The following is an 18,185-nucleotide window of genomic DNA, read 5'->3' as shown; positions in this document are numbered from 1 at the left end:
GGTGATGGGGTGCTCTCCCGGTACACCTCTCAGCAGGGACTCCCCGTCGGCGGTCTCGGCGGCTTGAGTGGGTCTACGACCACTTGAGATGCGAGGAGCGCGATATGCGTGCAGTGATGATGTACGGACCCGGCGATGTGCGGGTCGAAGAGCGGGATATGCCGCGAATCGTCGAGACTACGGATGCCGTCATCCGTGTCACGGCGACCTGTATCTGCGGTTCCGACCTGTGGCCGTACCGTGGTGCCGAGCCACTGTCGTCCACGCCGCAGGCTATGGGCCACGAGTACATCGGGGTGGTCGAGCAGATCGGCTCGGACGTCGAGAACGTGAAGGTCGGCGACTTCGTGGTCGGTTCCTTCGTGGCATCCGACAACACCTGCGAGATCTGCGCGGCCGGCTACCAGTCACGCTGCGTCCACAACGTGATGATGGGCGAGATCGGCACTCAGGCCGAATTCGCCCGTATCCCGCTCGCCGACGGCACTCTCGTTGCCACGCCCGGACAACCGGACCCCGAGCTGATCCCGTCGTTGATGGCCGCCTCGGATGTTCTCGGAACCGGCTGGTACGGCGCCGTCGCGGCAGAAGCGGGACCGGGCAAAATCATTGCCGTGGTCGGCGACGGAGCTGTCGGGCTCTCAGCCGTGCTCGCGGCGAAGCAGCTCGGCTCGGAGCGGATCATCATGTTCAGCCGCCACCCGGAACGCCAGGCCCTGGCCCGCGCGTTCGGAGCGACCGACATCGTCGAGGGACGCGGCGACGAGGGAGCCGCGAAGGTCAAGGAGCTCACCGGCGGCTACGGCGCCCACGGAACGGTCGAGGCCGTCGGCACCCAGGAGTCCATGTGGCAGGCGATCAACACCACCCGGCCCGGCGGCTACGTCGGCTATGTCGGCGTCTCGCACGGCGTCGAACTCGACGGGCTGAACCTGTTCTTCACCAGCGTGCATCTCCACGGCGGCCCCGCACCGGTGCGTCACTACCTGCCCGAACTCATCGACCTGATCTGGGACCGGAAGATCGACCCCGGAAAGGTCTTCGACCTGACCCTCCCGGTCGAAGACGCCGCCGAAGGCTACAAAGCCATGGACGAGCGTCGCGCCACCAAGGTCCTCCTCACCTTCTGACGAAAGCAGCTACTCATGACTGATCAACCCGAACAAATCGGAGGCGGCCGGAACCTGTTCGGCGATTTCGCTCCGAAGCTGGCCGACCTCACCGACGACGTGCTTTTCGCCGACGTCTGGAATCGTCCCGAACTCTCCGCGCGGGATCGCAGCCTGATCACGGTCGCCGTGCTCGCGGCCGGCGGCCACACCGCACAGCTCGAGTTCCACCTCGGTCGCGCCGTCGAGAACGGTGTCACCCGCACCGAGCTGATCGAGGCCATCACACACGTGACGCTCTACGCCGGCTGGCCCAACGGCATGGCGGCAATGGGCGTCGCCAAGACCCACTTCACCGACGAGAACCGACGAACACCGTGAACATCGAACCCGCCACCCCCACCTCGAAGAACCCGCCCTCCCAGTTCGCCGGCGACGTGTGGCTCGACCCGATCGCCCTCCCGCACGAGGCGGGGCAGAGCATGGTCGTCGCCACCGTGCGTTTCGCGCCCGGTGCCCTCACCGCGTGGCATTCCCACGAGCACGGCCAGTATCTGCGGGTGACGCAGGGCATCGCCCGTTTTGGCAGCCGCGACGGGACCATCATCGAGGTCCACCCGGGGCAGACCCTCTACACGCCCCCTGGCGAGGAGCACTGGCACGCCGCGGCACCCGGCGTCTTTATGGAGCACATCGCGATGCTGCAGAACGGTGAAGATCCCGCGAAGACCACCACGTGGGCAGAACACATCACCGACGACCAGTACGACGGCCGCTAGGTGGACGCGTCGACGCAGACCCCGACCCAGCGGACGGCGCCATCGCGCACCCGGCTTCCCACCGCCACTCTCGGAGCACTCGCCGTTATCGGATTCGTCCTGGTCGCGATGGAGACCATGCCGGCCGGTCTGCTGCCGGTCATTGCCACAGGGATGGGGACCACCGAGGGCACGGTCGGCCTGTACGTGAGCGCCTACGCGCTCGGCACGGTGATCGTGACGATCCCCGCCATCACCCTCACCAGGGGCATGCGGCGCAAGCCACTCATCCTCGCGGCCATCCTCGGGCTCATCCTCGCGAACACGATCACCGCCATCTCCTCCGACGTCACCCTCTCGCTGGCGTCACGATTCGTGGCGGGCGCGTTCTCGGGCATCATCTGGGGGATGCTGGCCGCCTACGGCCGCAAGATCAGCCCGCCATCCCGGGCGGGCCTGTCGCTGGCCATCGTCTCGGCCGGAGCTCCCGTCGGCTTCGCCCTCGGCACCCCCTTGGGATCGTGGTTGGGAATGACGTTCGACTGGCGGTGGGCCTTCTTCGGACTCACGGCGGTGGCGCTCGTCGCGGGCGCCGTGATCGCCCTCGTCGCTCCGGACGCCGAGGGGCAGGCCGACACGTCCCGGCTGCCGATCGTCCGCGTGCTGCGCATACCCGGCATCCTGGTCATCCTCGCCGTCATCTTCACCTGGATGCTCGCGCACAACACCATCTACACCTACATCTCGCCCTATCTTCGGGCCACGAGCAGCAGCCTGAGCGTCGACCTGCAGCTGTTCGTTTTCGGCGTCGCCTCGATCGGCGGGATCGTCGTCACCGGCGCGCTCCTCGACCGGTTCCCACGACCGCTGCTGCATGGAAGCGTCATCGTGTTCATCGCGGCAGGCGCCATTCTCCTCGTCGGCCACTCGTCGACCCCGGCGATAGTCGTCGCGACGGTTCTGTGGGGAATCACGTTCGGGGGAGCATCCGCTCAGCTTCAAGCGGCGCTCACCACCACCGGCGGCGCCGACTCGGACGTCGCGAACTCGTTCCTTCCGGTCGCCTTCAACCTCGCCATCTTCACTGCCGGTATCCTCGGCGCCGCGCTCGTCGGCACCTTCGACGGCCTGGTGCTCACGGTCGTGATGATCGGGTCTGGCCTCGCCGCGCTCGCTCTGACCTTCTACGGGCGCCGCAACGCCTTCCCCGTGCACCTGTAGCCCGACCCGACGGGCGTACCGCGGCGCAGTGACGCACAACCGCTGCAGATCGGCTGGTACGAACCCTCGAGCAGGATCGAAGAAGCCGCCCACGGTCGATCGTCCCTACGATGGGCGAATGGTAGATACGAAGAGTCCAGACACATTCAGCCCTGAAGAGAAGCGAGCGATGCGCGAGAGGGCGAAGGAACTGAAGGCGGCCACCGGCAGGGAGAATGACGCGGCGGCCAACGAGCAGGCTATCGCCAAGCTTCCCGACGACGAGCGCGAGCTCGCCGAGCGAATCCGTGCGATCGTCGTCGCCGCGGCGCCGCACCTGGACCCGAAGACCTACTACGGATTCCCTGCGTGGGCGCGCGACGGCAAGGTCGTCTGTTTCTTCAAGCCGAAGTCGAAGTTCAAGGTGCGGTACTCGACCTTTGAGTTCGACACCGCGGCGACGTTGGACGACGGAGAAGTCTGGGCAACGGCGTTCGCCGTGCACAACGGCATGACCGCCGCCGACGCTGACATGCTCGGCGCGCTCGTGACAAAGGCCGCCGGCTGAATCGCTACGACCGTGCGGCCCGCGCCCGCGCCATGATCGCGGCGATCACCTCGGTCTTGGCGTCGGCGTACGCGTTCATATCGTCGAACCCCTGCCTGATCAATGCGCGCTTGGTGTCCGCGTACAACGCCCGATCGTCGGCGTCAGTGCGCAGTCGGTCGCGGAAGAGCACGTACTTCATCACAGCTTCGTCGCCCTTCGCGTAGATGTGCACGTGCACGTCGCGGGCCGGTGTGCGCACCAGGCGATGACCCGGTTCGCGGACGCGCAGCACATATCCCGCGGCCAGAAGCGGCACGAGATAGTCCTCCTCCGCGGTGATGTCGTCGACCGCGACAACGATGTCGACGATCGGCTTCGCGTCGAGCCCTGGCACCGACGTCGACCCGATGTGCTCGATGTCCACGTCCTCCGCTCGGAGAGCCTGGAGAAGACGCGCCTCGTGCTCGGCGAAGACAGCCGGCCACCGGTGGTCGTAGTCGACCACTTCGAGGTGGCGAACCTCGACTCCGCCGACGAGGTCGACCTGTTCGACGTCCGGTCGTCGAGGTATCGGTGATGTGTCCACGCGACCATTATCCCGGCGTCCGATGCCGGGACGGTTCGAGCTCCTGCAGGCCCCTGCCATTTCGAGGCACGGGCAATATACTGCATATTGCAAACGCGATGAAAAGGAGATTTCATGACAGCGAACCCGAACACGCAGCACGACGTCGTCATCATCGGGGGAGGGGCGGCCGGTCTCAGCGCGGCGGTTATGCTCGGTCGCGCGCGCCGATCGGTGGTGGTGATCGACGAGGCGCATCCGCGCAACAGATTCGCCCCACACATGCACGGCCTGCTCAGTAGAGACGGGATGTCGCCGCTCGCGTTGATCGAAACGGGTCGGGCCGAAGCGCTCAAGTACGGCGTCACTTTCGTCGCGGGTGCGGCCACGGTCATCGAACCCGCCGACGAGGGCTTCATCGTCCGCGGCCCGCAAGACCTGCGCGCGCGCAGGGTCATAGTGGCCACCGGTCTGGTCGACGTTCTGCCAGACATCCCCGGCGTCGAACAGCTGTGGGGCACCGCCGCCGTCGTCTGCCCCTATTGCGACGGCTGGGAGGTGCGGGACGAACCGCTCGGGGTGATCGCCACCTCTCCGATGAGCCGGAACCAGGCGCACCTGTTGCGCCAGTGGAGCTCCGACCTGACGGTGTTCGGCGCCCGGGAGGCGGGGATCCCCGAGGTCGAGCTCGAGGGCCTCGCGGCACGGGGTATCGCCCTGGCGCCGCCCGCGCTCGAGGTGAGCGGCACTCTCGGCGACGTGCGGGTCAGCACCGCGTCCGGGCGGCATCGGGTGGCGCGCGTATTCGTGGGGGCGCGGCCACGGCCGTCGGACGCGCTGCTCCGCGAGCTCGGCTGCTCCACCACCGACACCCCGGCGGGACCGTTCGTCGGCACAGATCCGAGCGGGCAGACGAGTGTCGCGGGCGTGTGGGCCATTGGAAATGTCGCTGACGCGAAAGCGCTGGTACCCATCGCCCTGGGCGCCGGCACGCTCGCCGCGACGCAGGTCAACATCTCGCTCCTCGAAGAGGAGATCGCGCGTGCTTCCGCCGCGTGATCGAGCAGCGGTAAGCAGGACCGGGCCCCTCGGCAGCGCGGTGATCGTGATCGGGATCGCGGCCGCGATCGTGGTCACCGGCTTCGCCGGCGAGCAGGCTCTCGTCGCGGTACTCGCCTGGGGCGCCGGTCCTATCGCGTCTGGTGACGCGTTCCGGTATGCCGGAGGTGTCGCTCTGCTGACGGTGCTCTACGTGGCGGCGGTCCGACGCGTCCTGCGCCATCCGCAGAACTCCGTTTTCGCCGCCGTGCTGGTCGGCGTATCCGTCGTCGGAGTGCTGTTCTCCGTCTTCCTTGCCCTGCTCGGTTCCGGACTCTGGGCCGCCGCACGCGGGCTCACCGAAGCCGAAAGTCTCGGCACGTTCTGGCTGTTCCTCGTCGCCGTGGCCGCGCCGTCGCTCGGAAGTCTCCTCGCGGCGATTGTGACCGCACACGTCGCGACGCGTCCGGCGCCGACCCTGCCGGACCGGCGCGACGCACAGCGGCGAGCCGGTCCGGTCTGACCCCGAGGTCGCTCAGCGCGTGGCCACGAGCGCGTTCTCCGCGGCCTCGACGATAACGTCGGCCACCGCTCCCGCCTGGGTCAGGTACAGGGCGTGACTGGCGGAGACGCTCGTGATTCTGGCGCCCATACGCTCCGCCATGTGTCGCAGCATCGCCTGGTCGAACGCCTTGTCCTCCGTCCCGATGACCGCCCAGCTCGGCTTGGTGCGCCACGCCGCACGGGTGACGGCCGTGCCGAACACCGACATGTCGATCGGGACCTGGGAGTCGCGCAGGAAGGCCGCGTCCGCGTCCGTCGCGTCGGCTGCGAACCCGCCCGCGAACCTGTCGTGGTTGAGAAAGCCGAAGCCGTCGTCTCCGACGTCGATGACGAACTCGGGCGTCGGAGCGAACCCTTCGTACTGCTGGGCGGTGGTCTCGCCCTCGTCCGGCGCGAGCGCCGCGACATAGACGAGTCCCGCGACATTGTCGTGGGTTCCCGCCTCGGTGATGACCGTGCCGCCCCAGGAATGACCGACGAGGATCGTGGGCCCGTCCTGCATGTCCAGGACCCTCGTCGTGGCCGCGACATCGGCTTCGAGCGAGGTGAGCGGGTTTTGCACGATCGTCACGCGGTATCCGCGGCTCGTGAGGGTGTCGTGCACACCCCGCCACCCCGAACCGTCGGCAAACGCCCCGTGTACGAGTACCACGTTCCTGATGTCCTGTTCGGTAATGCTCATGATGCCTTCCTCTGCGTCTCCATGCCGGATTGACCGGACGGTTCCGGTCAGCAATGTGCAATATATTGCACATTGCGCCGCCGATCAACCCCCGGTGCCACGTGATGCTCCACGTCCTGGACGGCCGATGTAACGCACACCGTCGGCGGACAGAGTCACCGTTGACCACGAGCGGCTGTCGAGGTAGATTCGCGTTATCGCCCCAGTCCCCGGTGACCCTATTCACGACGACTGGAGCCACCATGACGATTTCACTCTCCGCCGCCTCCACCTCTCCCGCCCTCGACGACATCGTGCTCGTCGACGTCGGCGACAACCGCTGGCGCGTTGTCGACGCCCGTGTCCCGCAGGGCGACGCGACGGCCCTGCTGGGCTTCGTCCGCGTGGTCGGTGGGCTCTACGCGGTGACTTCGATCACGCGTCCCTTCGCGGTGTCGTACTGCGACGACTTGGCTGCGGCACCCGACGCGTTCGTCAATCTGCTGTAGCTGGTAGACGCGCTGGACGGATGGCCGCAGTCACGGATTTTCCGTCTGGCGCCCGGATGCGGTGGCGACTTTCGTCGGGATGCCTCGCGAGAGCGCCAACGAGAGCGCGGAGATCAGAATGAGCCCGAAGAATGCGACCCGAAGCGACGAGAGTTGCGATTCGCGGTAGATAGACGACAGTTCGGATGCCTCGTCGGCGGACAGCCCCGCGTCCTGCCCGATCGCGTCGACAGTGTCGGCGGGCACGATGTCGACCCCGTTGGCGGTCGCCTCCGTGATTAACCCTTGGGCCGCAGTCGGCAGCTCGCTGCTCGCGATGCCCGCGGCGAACGTACTTGTCAACGATCCGACCAGTATCGACCCGATCAACGCCGTGCCGAGCGACGAGCCGAGGTTCTGGAATACGCCCTGCAGCCCTCCCACCTCGCTCGTCTCCTTTTCCGTCACCGCAGACATGTTCACGTTTCCGATCTGCGACGCGAGCAGGCCCAGCGCAGCGCCGGCCAGGAACATGCCGACGGCGAAGAGCCCTCCCCGGAGGTCCGGCGTCACAGACCCGAGAAGAAGTATCGCGCTGAAGACGAGCACCAGCTGCCCCGCGCGCACGATGCGTCGCGGCGACCAGCTGCGCGAGAGTCTGGTGCCGACGACAGAAAACAGGATGAGCGAAATGGACAGCGGGAAGATCCTGATCCCGGTTTGCAGCGGGTCCAATCCGAGTGTCATCTGCAAGTAGACCGGCACCATGAAGAAGAGACCAGCGGTGACGGCATACTGGGCGCCCAGTACGCCCAGGCCGCTGCGTAGTTGGGTGATCGAGAACATCTCCACGTGCACGAGCGGGGAACGCCGCTGCGCTACGAGCCACGCCTGCCGCCGGAAGAAGGCGTAGATGAGCGCCCCGCCCACGACCATGAACCACGAGGTAAGTGAGACACCGAGTGGCGCGATCTCGACACCGGCGATCTCAGGCGAAGCGGCGGGCGAGACCCATCCCCAGGTCTTGCTCTGCAGCATGCCGAACACCACGAGAACCAGGCCGACGGACGAGAGGAGAACTCCGACCACATCGATACGCACGGTCTGCCTCGGAGTCCTGTCATCGACCAATCGCGCGGCGACTACGACGGCTGCCATGATCACCACCTCCGCCACGAAGACGTATCGCCAGCTGAAGTAGGTCGTGACGAAGCCGCCGATGAGGGGGCCCGCGGCGACGGCAGCCCCCGACACGGCTCCGATCACGGCGAAGGCGGTGATCCGGTCGCTGCCCGCGTAGTTGTCGGCGACCAGCGCGGCGATGGCCGGAATGACGAGAACCGCGCCCAGTCCCTCGATCACCGACCAGCCGAGGAAGAGGAAGGCCACGTTCGGGCTGACCGCGGTGATCAACGATCCGAGCGCGTAGACGCACGAACCGATGACGAAAGCGCGGCGCCGGCCGAGGATATCGCCGAGCTTGGCGCCTAACAGCATCAGCGCCGCCATGGTGAGTGTGTAGAACGTGATCGCGGCCTGCATCGCCGCCACTGTCGTATCGAGATCGTCGACCACCGTGGCTATCGACACGTTCATGACGGTACCGTCGAGCACCATAACGAACTGGGCGGCACCCAGAACTATCACGACGGACCTTTTTTTCACGAGACCACCAACCTCGACCCCTGAGTACCTGCCAGACCCGAAGTTTCCGCCCCCTGTGAGCCGCAGCGCCTCATCTGGATCAGGTGGGGTCAGGGCCGTGGACGGGTAACTAGATTCGGTGTCGTGAGCAGCCACGGCAAAGCGGACCTTCGGGCCCCGATGGCGGAGCGGGCGGCCCTCGGCCGCACCGCGCGCAAGAGCGCGCCTCGCGCGGAGCACGCGCACTGGGCGCCCGCGGCGGACCGCCTCGACCCCGTCGCCATTCTCGAAGACCAGGCGACAACGCGTGTACCCGAGCTGGTCCCGATCCGGCACGGCCGAATGCTCGCATCCCCGTTCGCGTTCTATCGCGGTGCCGCTGCGATCATGGCGGGGGACCTCGACGGGACACCAGACTCCGGGTTGACGGTGCAGCTCTGCGGTGATGCCCACTTGTCCAACTTCGGGCTGTTCGCCAGTCCGGAGCGCGCCCATATTTTCGACATCAACGACTTCGACGAGACACTTCCCGGTCCGTGGGAGTGGGACGTCAAGCGCCTCGCCGCAAGCTTCGACGTCGCGGGACGCCATCGCGGATTCTCTCGTCCGGAGCGCCGGCAACTCGCGCAGACCGTCGCCCGTGGCTACCGTGAGCGCATGCGCGGAAGCGCCACGTCGCGCGTGCTGGCCGCGTGGTACGACCGGGTGGACGCCGATCAGCTCTTCGAGCTGCTGCGCCGGGCGCACACCGAGAACCGGTTGAAGAAAGACCAGGTTGACCGTTTGGGGGTCGGCGTCGCGAAAGCGCGTCTCCGGGACAGCGCCCGCGCCTTCCGCAAGCTCGTGTACGTCGTCGATGGCGAACTTCGCATCCGGCCGCAGCCCCCGCTTATCGTGCCGCTCGCCGATCTCGGCCCGGCCGGTCGCACACGGTCAGACGACGAAGAAACCGTGCGCGAGATCCTGCTCGGGTACCGTTCCACTGTGCTGCAGCCGAATCATCCGCTGCGCGACTTCGAGTTCGTCGACATGGCGCGCAAGGTCGTCGGCGTGGGCAGTGTCGGCACCCGGTCGTGGGTGGTCCTCCTTCGCGGGCGCGACAACCTCGACCCGTTGTTGCTGCAGGCCAAGCAGGCCGAACACTCGGTTCTCGAGAAGTATCTCCCCCCGAGCGAATACGAGCATCACGGCGAACGCGTGGTGCGCGGTCAACGCATCATGCAGTCGGCGAGCGACATCTTTCTCGGCTGGGAACGGGTCGAGGGCTTTGACGGTGTCTCCAGGGACTTCTACATTCGCCAGCTCACCGACTGGAAGGGGTCCGTCGACGTCGACGTGATGCAGTACCCGGTCGCCCTCCTGTACGCGCGTCTGTGCGGCGAGACGCTAGCCCGGGCCCACGCGCGGTCCGGCGACCGGATGGCGATCGCGGGCTATCTGGGCGGGTCCGATACGTTCGATCGGGCGATCGCGCGGTTCTCGGAACGCTACGCGGATCAGAACGACCTCGACTTCGACGCGTTCCGCGAGGCCGTGGCATCCGGACGTATCCACGCGGACACCGATCACTGAGGAAGATGCGACATGCGAAAACTGATCTTCGACGCCGATATCGACGCGCCCGTGCAGCACGTCTGGAACGTCATGCTCGACCTCGACACCTATCGGGAGTGGGCGTCCGCGTTCCACGACGGCTCGACCTACGAGGGCGGGTGGAACGAGGGCGACGAGATCCGCTTCCTCGGCCCGAACGACGACGGCACGACCGGAGGCCTCGCAGCCATCGTCGAGACCAGCCGTCCGGGGGAGCTGGTCGCCATGCGATACGTCGCCGAGGTGGACGCGGGCGGCGAGAATCGAGAAAGCCCCGTGGTCGGCATGCGAGAGAGCTACGCGTTCAGCGGCACCGGCGGCCCGACAACGGTGACAGTCGAGCTCGAGGTGCCCGACGACTGGGCGCCCATGATGATGGACGCGTGGCCGAAAGCCCTCGGGAGGCTCAAAGAGGTCGCGGAGAGCGCCTAGGCTCGTTTCGACCGATTCCGTGAGGAATGGCACCGGCCGCAACAGCGTTGTGCTGGGAGGTGCGAACGACAGCACCACCGAGGAGACACCCCCATGCCGGTCATAACCTGGCTGTTCGACGCCCAGCTCGTGATCGGCGACCAGACCGTGCTCTGGCGCGAGATCGTCGGCAACCTCTTCGGCCTGCTCAGCGCGCTCGGCGGCATGCGCCGCAAGATCTGGGCCTGGCCGGTCGGCATCGTCGGCAACGCCCTGCTGTTCACCGTGTTCCTAGGCGCCGTCTTCGACACCCCTAACCCCGTGAACCTGCTCGGCCAGGCCGCCCGCCAGGTGATGTTCATCGTCGTGTCGGTCTACGGCTGGTACCGCTGGAAGCACAGTGCGGATGCCGGCGGTGCGGCCGTCGAACCGCGCTGGGCAGGCGGGCGGTCGCGTCTGCTGCTCGTGATCGGGCTCGTCGCAGGTACCGCCATTCTCACGCCGGTCTTCACGGCTCTCGGATCGTTCGAACCGGTCTGGGCCGACGCCTGGATTTTCACCGGGTCGCTGCTCGCCACCTACGGGATGGCCAAGGGCTGGGTGGAATTCTGGCTGATCTGGGTGGCCGTGGACATCGTGGGCGTGCCGCTGCTGATCAGCGCCGGGTACTACGCCTCGGCGCTCATGTACGTCTTCTACGGCGCTTTCACCCTGGCCGGATTTTTCGTCTGGGCCCGCGCCCGCAAGCGTGCGGCGCTCGTGGCCGCCTCGCCGGACGGCCAGCAAACTCTCGGCTTTGTACATCGTTCGATGTAGCCGCATATCCCCTGGACGGACGATGACTTCCGGGGGCAGGAGGGCGAGGCTAGAGCCACGCCCACTCCCCGAAAAAGAGGTTCACCGTGAACACTGCTGTCGACGTCACTCCCGTTGCCACAACACCGATCTCGCCGGACGCCGTGGATCTTCCCCCGACGACCAGCGTGAGCGTGACCTGGTGACCGTCGGTTCGGACACGGGCGTCATCGACCGACCGGCGCGGCCCGCCCGGCGCAAGAACCGGGTGCTCGTCATCGACGAGGAGGCTCCGCTCACCGACCTGCTCACGCTCTCACTCACCTTCGAGGGCTGGGAGGTGGAGACCCTCGCCAACGGTAACGAGGCGGTCGCGGTGGCCACTCGCTTCCGCCCCGACGCGATCCTGCTCGACATGATGCTGCCCGACGTCAGCGGCGTCGCCGTCGTCACCCGGCTGCGCGAGAGCGGCATCACCACTCCGGTGATCTTCCTCACCGGCCGAACCTCGCTCGAGGACAGGCTCGCCGCGTTCGGAGCGGGCGGCGACGACTACATGACCAAGCCGTTCGGCCTCGAGGAGGTCAGCACGCGGCTGCGTGCCGTCTTCCGTCGCGCCGGTCTCGCCGACACGAGCATCGTGTTCGCCGACCTGGTCGTCGACGACGCGAGCGGCCAGGTCTGGCGTGCCGGCGAGCCGGTGTTGCTCTCCTCGCTCGAGGTGCGCATCCTCAAGGCGCTCATCGAGCGCGCGGGCGATCCGATCGACGGCACCGGAATCATCCGAATGCTCGGACTGTCGGGGCACACGGTCATCGATTCGGCCGCGACGCGCGCCGTCGAGAGCCTGCGAGTGACGATCAATTCGGATGCCGCCCCACTCGTCCACCTCTCCGACGGGGCGGCGTGGATTGCCGCGCCGCTCGCCGACGCGTAGCCGCTAGCCCAGGTCTGAGCGAAAAGCCACCCCGAACGGCAAGCGACCCCGGCTGGTAAACCGGAACCATGACTAAGGACATCTACACTCCGAAGAATCCCATCGATCTCTACCCGGGTCCGCCGTTCCCCAAGCAGCAGCAGGCCAACCCCGGCACGGCTCCCGCCATGGACCCGAAGCCCGACCACGGCGAGGAGAGCTACATCGGCCACGGCCGTCTCGCCGGCCGTAAGGCGCTCGTCACGGGTGCCGACAGCGGCATCGGCCGCGCGGTCGCCATCGCCTTCGCCCGCGAGGGTGCCGACGTGGCGCTGAGCTACCTTCCCGTCGAGGAGCCCGAGGGTGATAGCACCGCGTCGTGGGTGGAGAAGGCCGGCCAGAAGGCCGTGCAGCTGCCCGGCGACCTGTCCGAGGAGCAGACCAGCATCGACGTCGTCAACAAGGCGGCCGAGGAACTCGGCGGACTCGACATCCTCGTGATGGTCGCGGGCGAGATGCCCACCGTCGACAGCATCGACGATTTCGACACCGAGACGTTCGACCACCTCGTGCGCCTCAACCTGCACAACATGTTCTGGATGACCAAGGCGGCCAAGAAGCACTTCGCGCCCGGTGCGTCGATCATCACGACCTCGTCGGTACAGGGCTTCCACCCCTCGCCCGAGCTCGTCGAATACGCCGTGACCAAGGCGGGCATCGCCAACTTCGTGCGCGGCATGGCGCAGCAGCTCGCCGAGCACGGCATCCGTGTCAACGGCGTCGCACCCGGCCCGTTCTGGACACCGCTGCAGCCCAGCTCGGTGCCGAACGAGAAGATCGAGGTCTTCGGCGAGGAGACCCCGTACGGCCGCCCCGGCCAGCCCGCCGAGATCGCGTCCACCTACGTGTACCTCGCCTCGCAGGAGGCCAGCTACACGAGTGGCGAGACCATCGTGGTGAGCGGCGGAGAGCCGCTGCACTAACGGCTGAACGCACACAACGGTCCCTGAGCCTGTCGGCTCAGGGACCGTTGTCGTTAGATGGTCGCGACCGACCCCGAGTCGACGCGGTAGTTCGAGCCGTTGACGAAGCTCGCGAGGTCGCTGCACAGGAACGCGATGACGTTCGCGACCTCTTCCGGCTCGCCGCGGCGTTTCAGCTCCATGTAGGGGCGCTCCTCGTCGAGGAACGTCTCGATCGCGTCATCCACGGTCGTGTTCTTCTCGTCGGCCCGCTTCTCCATCATCGCGTCGGTCATCGGCGTGTGGATGAACGCGGGGGAGACCGCGTTGACCAGGAGTCCCTCGAGCGCGTAGCTGCGCGACAGTCCCTTGGCGAGCGCCAGGATGCCCGCCTTCGCCGCGCAGTAGGGCAGCTCGTCGTCGTAGGGCTGAACGGCGTCCTCGCTGGCGACGAACACGAGCCGGCCCCAGCCGCCCTTGCGCAGCGCGGGCAGGAACGCGCTGACCAGCCGCACCGGGCCCATCAGGTCGACCTCGATGGTCGAGGTCCAGCCCTCGTCGTCGATCTCGTGGAACAGTCCCTGCGCGCCGGTGATGCCCGCGGACTGCACGAGGATGTCGATGTCGCCGACCGCGTCGCTCACCTTGGCCTCGAGGGCCGCGATCGACTCGACGCTCGTGATGTCGGCCGCGAACGCGAACAGCGTGCCTTCGGCGGCGCCGAACTTGGCGGCCGCCTCGTCGAGCTTGCCCTGTTCCTTGTCGGTGATGACGACGGTCACCCCCTCGTCGAGGAGGATGCGCGCGGTCTCCCAGCCGATGCCGGAGTCCGCGCCGGAGACGAGTGCCTTTTTACCTGCGATTTTGAGATCCATCGTTCCACCGTAGGTACGCGTCCGGCTCGGCGGCGGGCCTTGACAAGGCCTTGCCCCTTCGCCACCCGCGTGATGGTCTGGGGCGATGGATTCCACACCGACCGTCTTCCGTGATGCCCGCGCGATCCTTGGTGAAAGCCTGGTTCTGGATGACACGGCGCCCGCACCGGCGATGCTCTGGTGTGACATCAGCGCGGGTCTGCTGCACCGCAGTGTGCTCGCGGGCGATCCGGGTGGCGCCGACGACACCGTGCTCGCCCTTCCCGCGCCGCTCGCCTCGTTCCATCGGGCCGAGGTCGGGGGCGCGCCGGGCTACGTCGCGTCGCTCGGCGACCGGGTCGTGCTCGCCGACGACCGCGGCGCGATCGTGCGCGAACTCGCGCGCATCGACCACGCGCATCCGGGTCTTCGACTCAACGAGGGAAAGGTCGACCCGTTCGGCAACTGGGTCACCGGCTCGATGGACATGACCCGCGGCGAGCCCGACGGCGCGTTCTACTCGATCAGCCCTGCGGGCGACGTGCGGGTGATCGCGGGCGGCCTCGGCACGTCGAACGGGCTCGAATGGTCGCTCGACGGCAGCCGGGTCTATTTCACCGACACGGCCGTCGGCACGATCTATACCGGCGGCTATACGGCAGACGGCGAGATCGCCGACGTGGAGGTGTTCCACCACGGCGACATGAACGACGGGCTCGCCATCGACGCCGACGGCTGGCTCTGGAGCTCGATCTACGGAGACGGGGTCGTCGTGCGGTACGACCCGCAGGGAGTCGAGCGCGAACGCCACGGTTTCGACGCGCCGAACCTCACCTCGGTGGCCTTCGCCGGCTCGTCGCTCTACGTGGCGAGCGCCCGCGAGAACCTCACCGAAGAGCAGCTGCGCGAGCAGCCGCTCTCCGGCGCGGTCTTCGCCCTCGAGACCGGCACGACGGGCCGGCCGGGGAGGGTGTTCGTTACCGGGTGAGTTCCTCGATGGTGATCGCGGTGTTGACGAGTGCGAGATGGCTGAGTCCCTGCGGGAAGTTGCCGAGGAAGTCGAGCGAGTCGGGGTCGATCATCTCGGAGTAGAGGCCCACGTCGTTCGCGAGCCCGACCAGCTCGTCCATGAGCGCGATGGCCTCGTCGTGCCGGCCGACGCAGGCCAGCGCCGACGCCGTCCAGAAGGCGCAGGAGACGAAGGTCGCTTCCTCCGACTGCACGCCGCTGTACCGGTACATCAGGGCGCCGCGGCCGAGTTCTTCGCGCAGGGCGTCGATGGTCGACTCCATGCGCGGACCACGTTCGAAGCCGCTCGGGGCGTGCAGCAGCACCGAGGCGTCGAGGTCGTCGCTGCCGGCGAAGAAGACGTACGCCTGGCGCTCCTCCGACCAGCAGTTCTCCTCGACCCACTCCTTGATGGCGTCGCGTTCGGCGGCCCAGCGTGCCCCGCTTCCCGGGATCTGCCCGAGTTCGCACAGCCGGACCGCGTTGTCGAGGGCGCTCCAGCAGCCCATCTTCGACGACGTGTAGTGCTGCTTGTCGGGCAGCTCCCACATGCCGTGGTCTTGGCGGTGCCAGAAGTCGCAGGTCTTGTCCGCGACGCCGGCCAGGAGCCGCCCGGTCTCGGCGTCGAGGACGTTGCCCGCCTCGACGTAGCGCCGCATCACGTCGAACAGGTCGCCGTAGACACCCAGTTGCAGCTGGCCGCCCGCGGGGTTGCCGCTCACGACGGGTTGGCTGCCGCGCCATCCCGCGACGTCGTGTGACTCGACGGGGCCGGGCAGTCCGCCGTCGAGGTCGTAGAAGACGTGGAGATCGGGGCCGTTGTCGCGGATGGTGCGCAGCAGCCACGACACGGAGCCGTGGGTCTCCTCGCGCAGGCCGAAACGCGTGAGGGCGGTCACCGTGTAGGCGAGGTCGCGCACCCAGGCGTACCGGTAGTCCCAGTTCTTGCCGCCCGACAGTGACTCGGGGAGCGAGGTCGTCGCGGCGGCAGCGATCGCGCCGGTCGGGCTGAAGATGAGCAGCTTGAGGGCAAGCGCGCTGCGCTGCACGGCCTCCGCCCACGGCCCGTCGTAGCTGAACTCCTTCGACCAGGCCAGCCAGTTGTCGATCGTGCGGTCGATGCCGCGGTCGACGTTGTTCGGGTCGGGCAGGTGCAGGGGCTCGTTCGAGGTGCCGACCACGGTGACCTGGTGCAGCGACCCCGCGCTCGTGGTGAACATCCCGGCGATCGCCTGGTTTCCGCTGCGGCGGGCGCCGTTGTCGATGCCGCGCACCGCGATCGTCACGCCGTCGATGCGTATGACTGCGCCGTGCGTGGTCTTGTCGATCCAGGGCGACGCCGACCCCAGCATCGAGCCGGGCGCCACCTTCCAGCGGAACTTCACCTCGCCGGAGACTCCCTCGATGCGACGGGCGAGTTCCACCCAGGGCAGACGGCCGGCAACGCCGGTAACGAGCGCGTCGGTGACGCGGGCGACGCCGTTCCCGGTGGTGAAGGTGGTCTCGAGCACGTTGGTGGTCGGGACGTAACGCCTGGTCACCGTGAACTCGTCGACGGGGGACAGCGCGATCGCGCCGCCCCCGTCGGCGTCGAGCAGTCGCGCGAACACCGGGACGGAGTCGAGGTTGGGGATGGGCAACCAGTCGACGGATCCGTCCTCGGCGATCAGCGCGACGGTTCGCCCGTCGCCGATCGCCCCGTACGAACGCAGGTCTACGTATCCGTCAGACCTGCTCGCGGGCGGGACGGTCGTGCGGCGGGCCAAGTGGTCAGGCCTTCTTCGAGGGGGTGGTGGCGGGCTTGCGGTTCTCGGCCGAGACCATCCAGGCGAACTGCTCGAGGCGTTCCATGATGGCGTGCAGGATGTCGGCGCTCGTGGGGTCGGCGTCGTCGATGTCATCGTGGCGCTCGCGCATCGTGCCGACCGTCGCCTCGAGGCGCTGGGTGATCAGGTCGACCGTCGTCGCGGTGTCGATCTCGCCGTTCGGGTACTCGGGCAGGGTGGTGGTGGCGGCGACCGTGTCGCTGCGGCCGTCCGGCACCGCATGCAGCGCGCGCAGACGCTCGGCGACGGTGTCGCTGAACTCGCGCACCTCTTCGACGATCTCGTCGAGCTGCAGGTGGAGGTCGCGGAAGTTCTTGCCGACGACGTTCCAGTGCGCCTGCTTGCCCTGCAGGTGCAGCTCGATCAGGTCGACGTGCACCGCCTGCAGGTTCTCGATGAGTTCCTTCGAGGCGGTGAAGCCCTTCTCGGCGTTCTGGCGACGGGTGGGCTTGGCGCCGCCGTCTGCGGGGGCCTGGACGTTGCGTTCGATGGTGGTCATGGTGTCTTCCTTTTCTCTTCGGTGCGCTACAGCGCGGGGTTGGTCAACAGGTCGTCACGCAGGTAGCGGGCGAACCCGCCGGGTGTACGCCCGACCTGACGGCCGGACGTGGTCACTTCGCACGCGCCCGTGGCGACGATGTCGGCGTCGAGCGCGGCACACCGCTCGACGAAGTCGACGTCCTCGTGTTCGGCGAGTCCGGCGAAGCCGCCGGCCGCGAGGTAGACGTCGGCGCGCACGCCGAGGTTGGCGCCGTGCACCTCGCCGACCGAGGCGCCGCGGCCGTGGGCCGTCGCCCAGGCGAGCGCCTGCGCGTCGCTGAGGTCGTCGAGGTCGGGGCGTACGGTTCCGAGCACGACGTCGGCGCCGGAGCGCGCGAGGCGCGTCTGCTCGGTGAGCCAGTCACGCGGCACGGCGGAGTCGGCGTCGGTGCTCGCGATCCAGACGTGCTGGGGGAGGAGGCCGGATGATTCGAGCGCGAGCATCACGCCGGTGGCCCTGGCCAGGCCCACGTTGGCCGCGTCGATCTCGATGACGGAGACACCGTCGAACCCGCGGGCGACGTTCGCTGTGTCATCCGTGCACCTGTCGGCGACCACGACAATCGAAAGGCGGGGCGCATGCCATCGCGACTCGGCCGCCGTCTTCGCGGTGAGCACCGACTCGAGGCAGCGGCCGATCAGCTCGCTCTCGTCACGCGCCGGGATGACGACGGTGATCGCCTCGATGCGCGTGATCATCGCG

Annotated in this window: 21 protein-coding genes; 14 read left to right on the top strand and 7 right to left on the bottom strand. The window is 67.7% G+C overall.

Annotated features, from left to right (window positions below; translation table 11 throughout):
- The first annotated feature begins 104 nt into the window (after window positions 1-104).
- The 5 genes from IEV96_RS05100 (at window position 105) to IEV96_RS05080 (ending at window position 3,635) form a co-directional block, all read left to right on the top strand.
- Window positions 105-1,130, top strand: a complete 1,026-nt coding sequence (locus IEV96_RS05100; protein WP_188509585.1) for a zinc-dependent alcohol dehydrogenase family protein — start codon at window positions 105-107, stop codon at window positions 1,128-1,130.
- A 15-nt stretch (window positions 1,131-1,145) separates the two neighbouring features.
- On the top strand, window positions 1,146-1,490 hold the full coding sequence (locus tag IEV96_RS05095) for a carboxymuconolactone decarboxylase family protein (RefSeq protein WP_188509584.1): 345 nt from the start codon (window positions 1,146-1,148) through the stop codon (window positions 1,488-1,490).
- A complete protein-coding gene (locus IEV96_RS05090; RefSeq protein WP_188509583.1) occupies window positions 1,487-1,888 on the top strand; it encodes a cupin domain-containing protein in 402 nt (133 codons plus the stop codon). Before IEV96_RS05095 ends, IEV96_RS05090 begins: the two co-directional genes overlap by 4 nt.
- Window positions 1,889-3,088 (top strand): MFS transporter, encoded by a 1,200-nt coding sequence (locus IEV96_RS05085; RefSeq protein WP_229733066.1) that lies wholly within the window; start codon window positions 1,889-1,891, stop codon window positions 3,086-3,088.
- Between the two features lie 169 nt (window positions 3,089-3,257).
- Window positions 3,258-3,635 (top strand): hypothetical protein, encoded by a 378-nt coding sequence (locus IEV96_RS05080; protein ID WP_229733064.1) that lies wholly within the window; start codon window positions 3,258-3,260, stop codon window positions 3,633-3,635.
- Between the two features lie 4 nt (window positions 3,636-3,639).
- Here the strand turns inward: IEV96_RS05080 and IEV96_RS05075 are convergent, their stop codons facing one another.
- Window positions 3,640-4,203, bottom strand: coding sequence for a GrpB family protein (locus tag IEV96_RS05075; RefSeq protein ID WP_229733062.1), 564 nt, complete (start codon window positions 4,201-4,203; stop codon window positions 3,640-3,642).
- Window positions 4,204-4,317: 114 nt separating this feature from the next.
- Here IEV96_RS05075 and IEV96_RS05070 point away from each other — a divergent pair, with 114 nt between their 5' ends.
- Both IEV96_RS05070 and IEV96_RS05065 read left to right on the top strand, forming a co-directional pair.
- Window positions 4,318-5,241 (top strand): NAD(P)/FAD-dependent oxidoreductase, encoded by a 924-nt coding sequence (locus tag IEV96_RS05070; RefSeq protein ID WP_188509581.1) that lies wholly within the window; start codon window positions 4,318-4,320, stop codon window positions 5,239-5,241.
- A complete protein-coding gene (locus tag IEV96_RS05065; protein ID WP_188509580.1) occupies window positions 5,225-5,743 on the top strand; it encodes a hypothetical protein in 519 nt (172 codons plus the stop codon). Before IEV96_RS05070 ends, IEV96_RS05065 begins: the two co-directional genes overlap by 17 nt.
- A 12-nt stretch (window positions 5,744-5,755) precedes the next feature.
- Here IEV96_RS05065 and IEV96_RS05060 read toward each other — a convergent pair whose 3' ends face one another.
- Window positions 5,756-6,466 carry an alpha/beta fold hydrolase gene (locus tag IEV96_RS05060; RefSeq protein ID WP_188509579.1) on the bottom strand — a complete coding sequence of 237 codons (711 nt, stop codon included), beginning with the start codon at window positions 6,464-6,466 and terminating at the stop codon, window positions 5,756-5,758.
- A 242-nt stretch (window positions 6,467-6,708) separates the two neighbouring features.
- On the opposite strand from IEV96_RS05060, the gene IEV96_RS05055 reads away from it, so the two are divergent.
- Complete coding sequence (locus tag IEV96_RS05055) at window positions 6,709-6,954, top strand: hypothetical protein (protein WP_188509578.1); 246 nt, start codon at window positions 6,709-6,711, stop codon at window positions 6,952-6,954.
- Between the two features lie 30 nt (window positions 6,955-6,984).
- Here the strand turns inward: IEV96_RS05055 and IEV96_RS05050 are convergent, their stop codons facing one another.
- Entirely contained in the window at window positions 6,985-8,598 is a 1,614-nt protein-coding gene (locus tag IEV96_RS05050) for an MFS transporter (protein ID WP_188509577.1), read from the bottom strand.
- Between the two features lie 123 nt (window positions 8,599-8,721).
- Between IEV96_RS05050 and IEV96_RS05045 the strand changes: the two genes are divergently transcribed.
- The 5 genes from IEV96_RS05045 to IEV96_RS05025 all read left to right on the top strand — a co-directional run bounded on the left by IEV96_RS05045 (window position 8,722) and on the right by IEV96_RS05025 (window position 13,275).
- Window positions 8,722-10,149 carry a DUF2252 domain-containing protein gene (locus IEV96_RS05045; RefSeq protein WP_229733061.1) on the top strand — a complete coding sequence of 476 codons (1,428 nt, stop codon included), beginning with the start codon at window positions 8,722-8,724 and terminating at the stop codon, window positions 10,147-10,149.
- A 12-nt stretch (window positions 10,150-10,161) separates the two neighbouring features.
- A complete protein-coding gene (locus IEV96_RS05040; protein WP_188509576.1) occupies window positions 10,162-10,602 on the top strand; it encodes an SRPBCC family protein in 441 nt (146 codons plus the stop codon).
- 93 nt (window positions 10,603-10,695) lie between these two features.
- Window positions 10,696-11,397, top strand: a complete 702-nt coding sequence (pnuC, locus tag IEV96_RS05035; protein ID WP_188509575.1) for a nicotinamide riboside transporter PnuC — start codon at window positions 10,696-10,698, stop codon at window positions 11,395-11,397.
- Between the two features lie 181 nt (window positions 11,398-11,578).
- Complete coding sequence (locus IEV96_RS05030; protein ID WP_229733059.1) at window positions 11,579-12,313, top strand: response regulator transcription factor; 735 nt, start codon at window positions 11,579-11,581, stop codon at window positions 12,311-12,313.
- 68 nt (window positions 12,314-12,381) lie between these two features.
- Window positions 12,382-13,275 (top strand): SDR family oxidoreductase, encoded by an 894-nt coding sequence (locus tag IEV96_RS05025; RefSeq protein WP_188509573.1) that lies wholly within the window; start codon window positions 12,382-12,384, stop codon window positions 13,273-13,275.
- 53 nt (window positions 13,276-13,328) lie between these two features.
- Here the strand turns inward: IEV96_RS05025 and IEV96_RS05020 are convergent, their stop codons facing one another.
- Window positions 13,329-14,129: an SDR family NAD(P)-dependent oxidoreductase gene (locus IEV96_RS05020; protein ID WP_188509572.1), complete on the bottom strand. Its 801-nt coding sequence runs from the start codon at window positions 14,127-14,129 to the stop codon at window positions 13,329-13,331.
- 85 nt (window positions 14,130-14,214) lie between these two features.
- Here IEV96_RS05020 and IEV96_RS05015 point away from each other — a divergent pair, with 85 nt between their 5' ends.
- A complete protein-coding gene (locus tag IEV96_RS05015) occupies window positions 14,215-15,096 on the top strand; it encodes an SMP-30/gluconolactonase/LRE family protein (protein ID WP_188509571.1) in 882 nt (293 codons plus the stop codon).
- Here IEV96_RS05015 and IEV96_RS05010 read toward each other — a convergent pair.
- Genes IEV96_RS05010 through IEV96_RS05000 form a run of 3 tightly spaced genes read right to left on the bottom strand, consistent with a single transcriptional unit; the run spans window position 15,086 to window position 18,181 of the window.
- On the bottom strand, window positions 15,086-16,882 hold the full coding sequence (locus IEV96_RS05010; protein WP_188509570.1) for a glycoside hydrolase family 15 protein: 1,797 nt from the start codon (window positions 16,880-16,882) through the stop codon (window positions 15,086-15,088). The genes IEV96_RS05015 and IEV96_RS05010 overlap by 11 nt on opposite strands.
- A gap of 4 nt (window positions 16,883-16,886) precedes the next feature.
- On the bottom strand, window positions 16,887-17,441 hold the full coding sequence (locus IEV96_RS05005) for a Dps family protein (RefSeq protein ID WP_188509569.1): 555 nt from the start codon (window positions 17,439-17,441) through the stop codon (window positions 16,887-16,889).
- A gap of 26 nt (window positions 17,442-17,467) precedes the next feature.
- On the bottom strand, window positions 17,468-18,181 hold the full coding sequence (locus IEV96_RS05000; RefSeq protein ID WP_188511130.1) for a glycosyltransferase family 2 protein: 714 nt from the start codon (window positions 18,179-18,181) through the stop codon (window positions 17,468-17,470).
- Window positions 18,182-18,185: the final 4 nt, after the last annotated feature.

This window comes from Conyzicola nivalis, assembly GCF_014639655.1.
Lineage (GTDB): Bacteria > Actinomycetota > Actinomycetes > Actinomycetales > Microbacteriaceae > Conyzicola > Conyzicola nivalis.
This window is presented reverse-complemented; position numbering and strand designations above follow the sequence as displayed.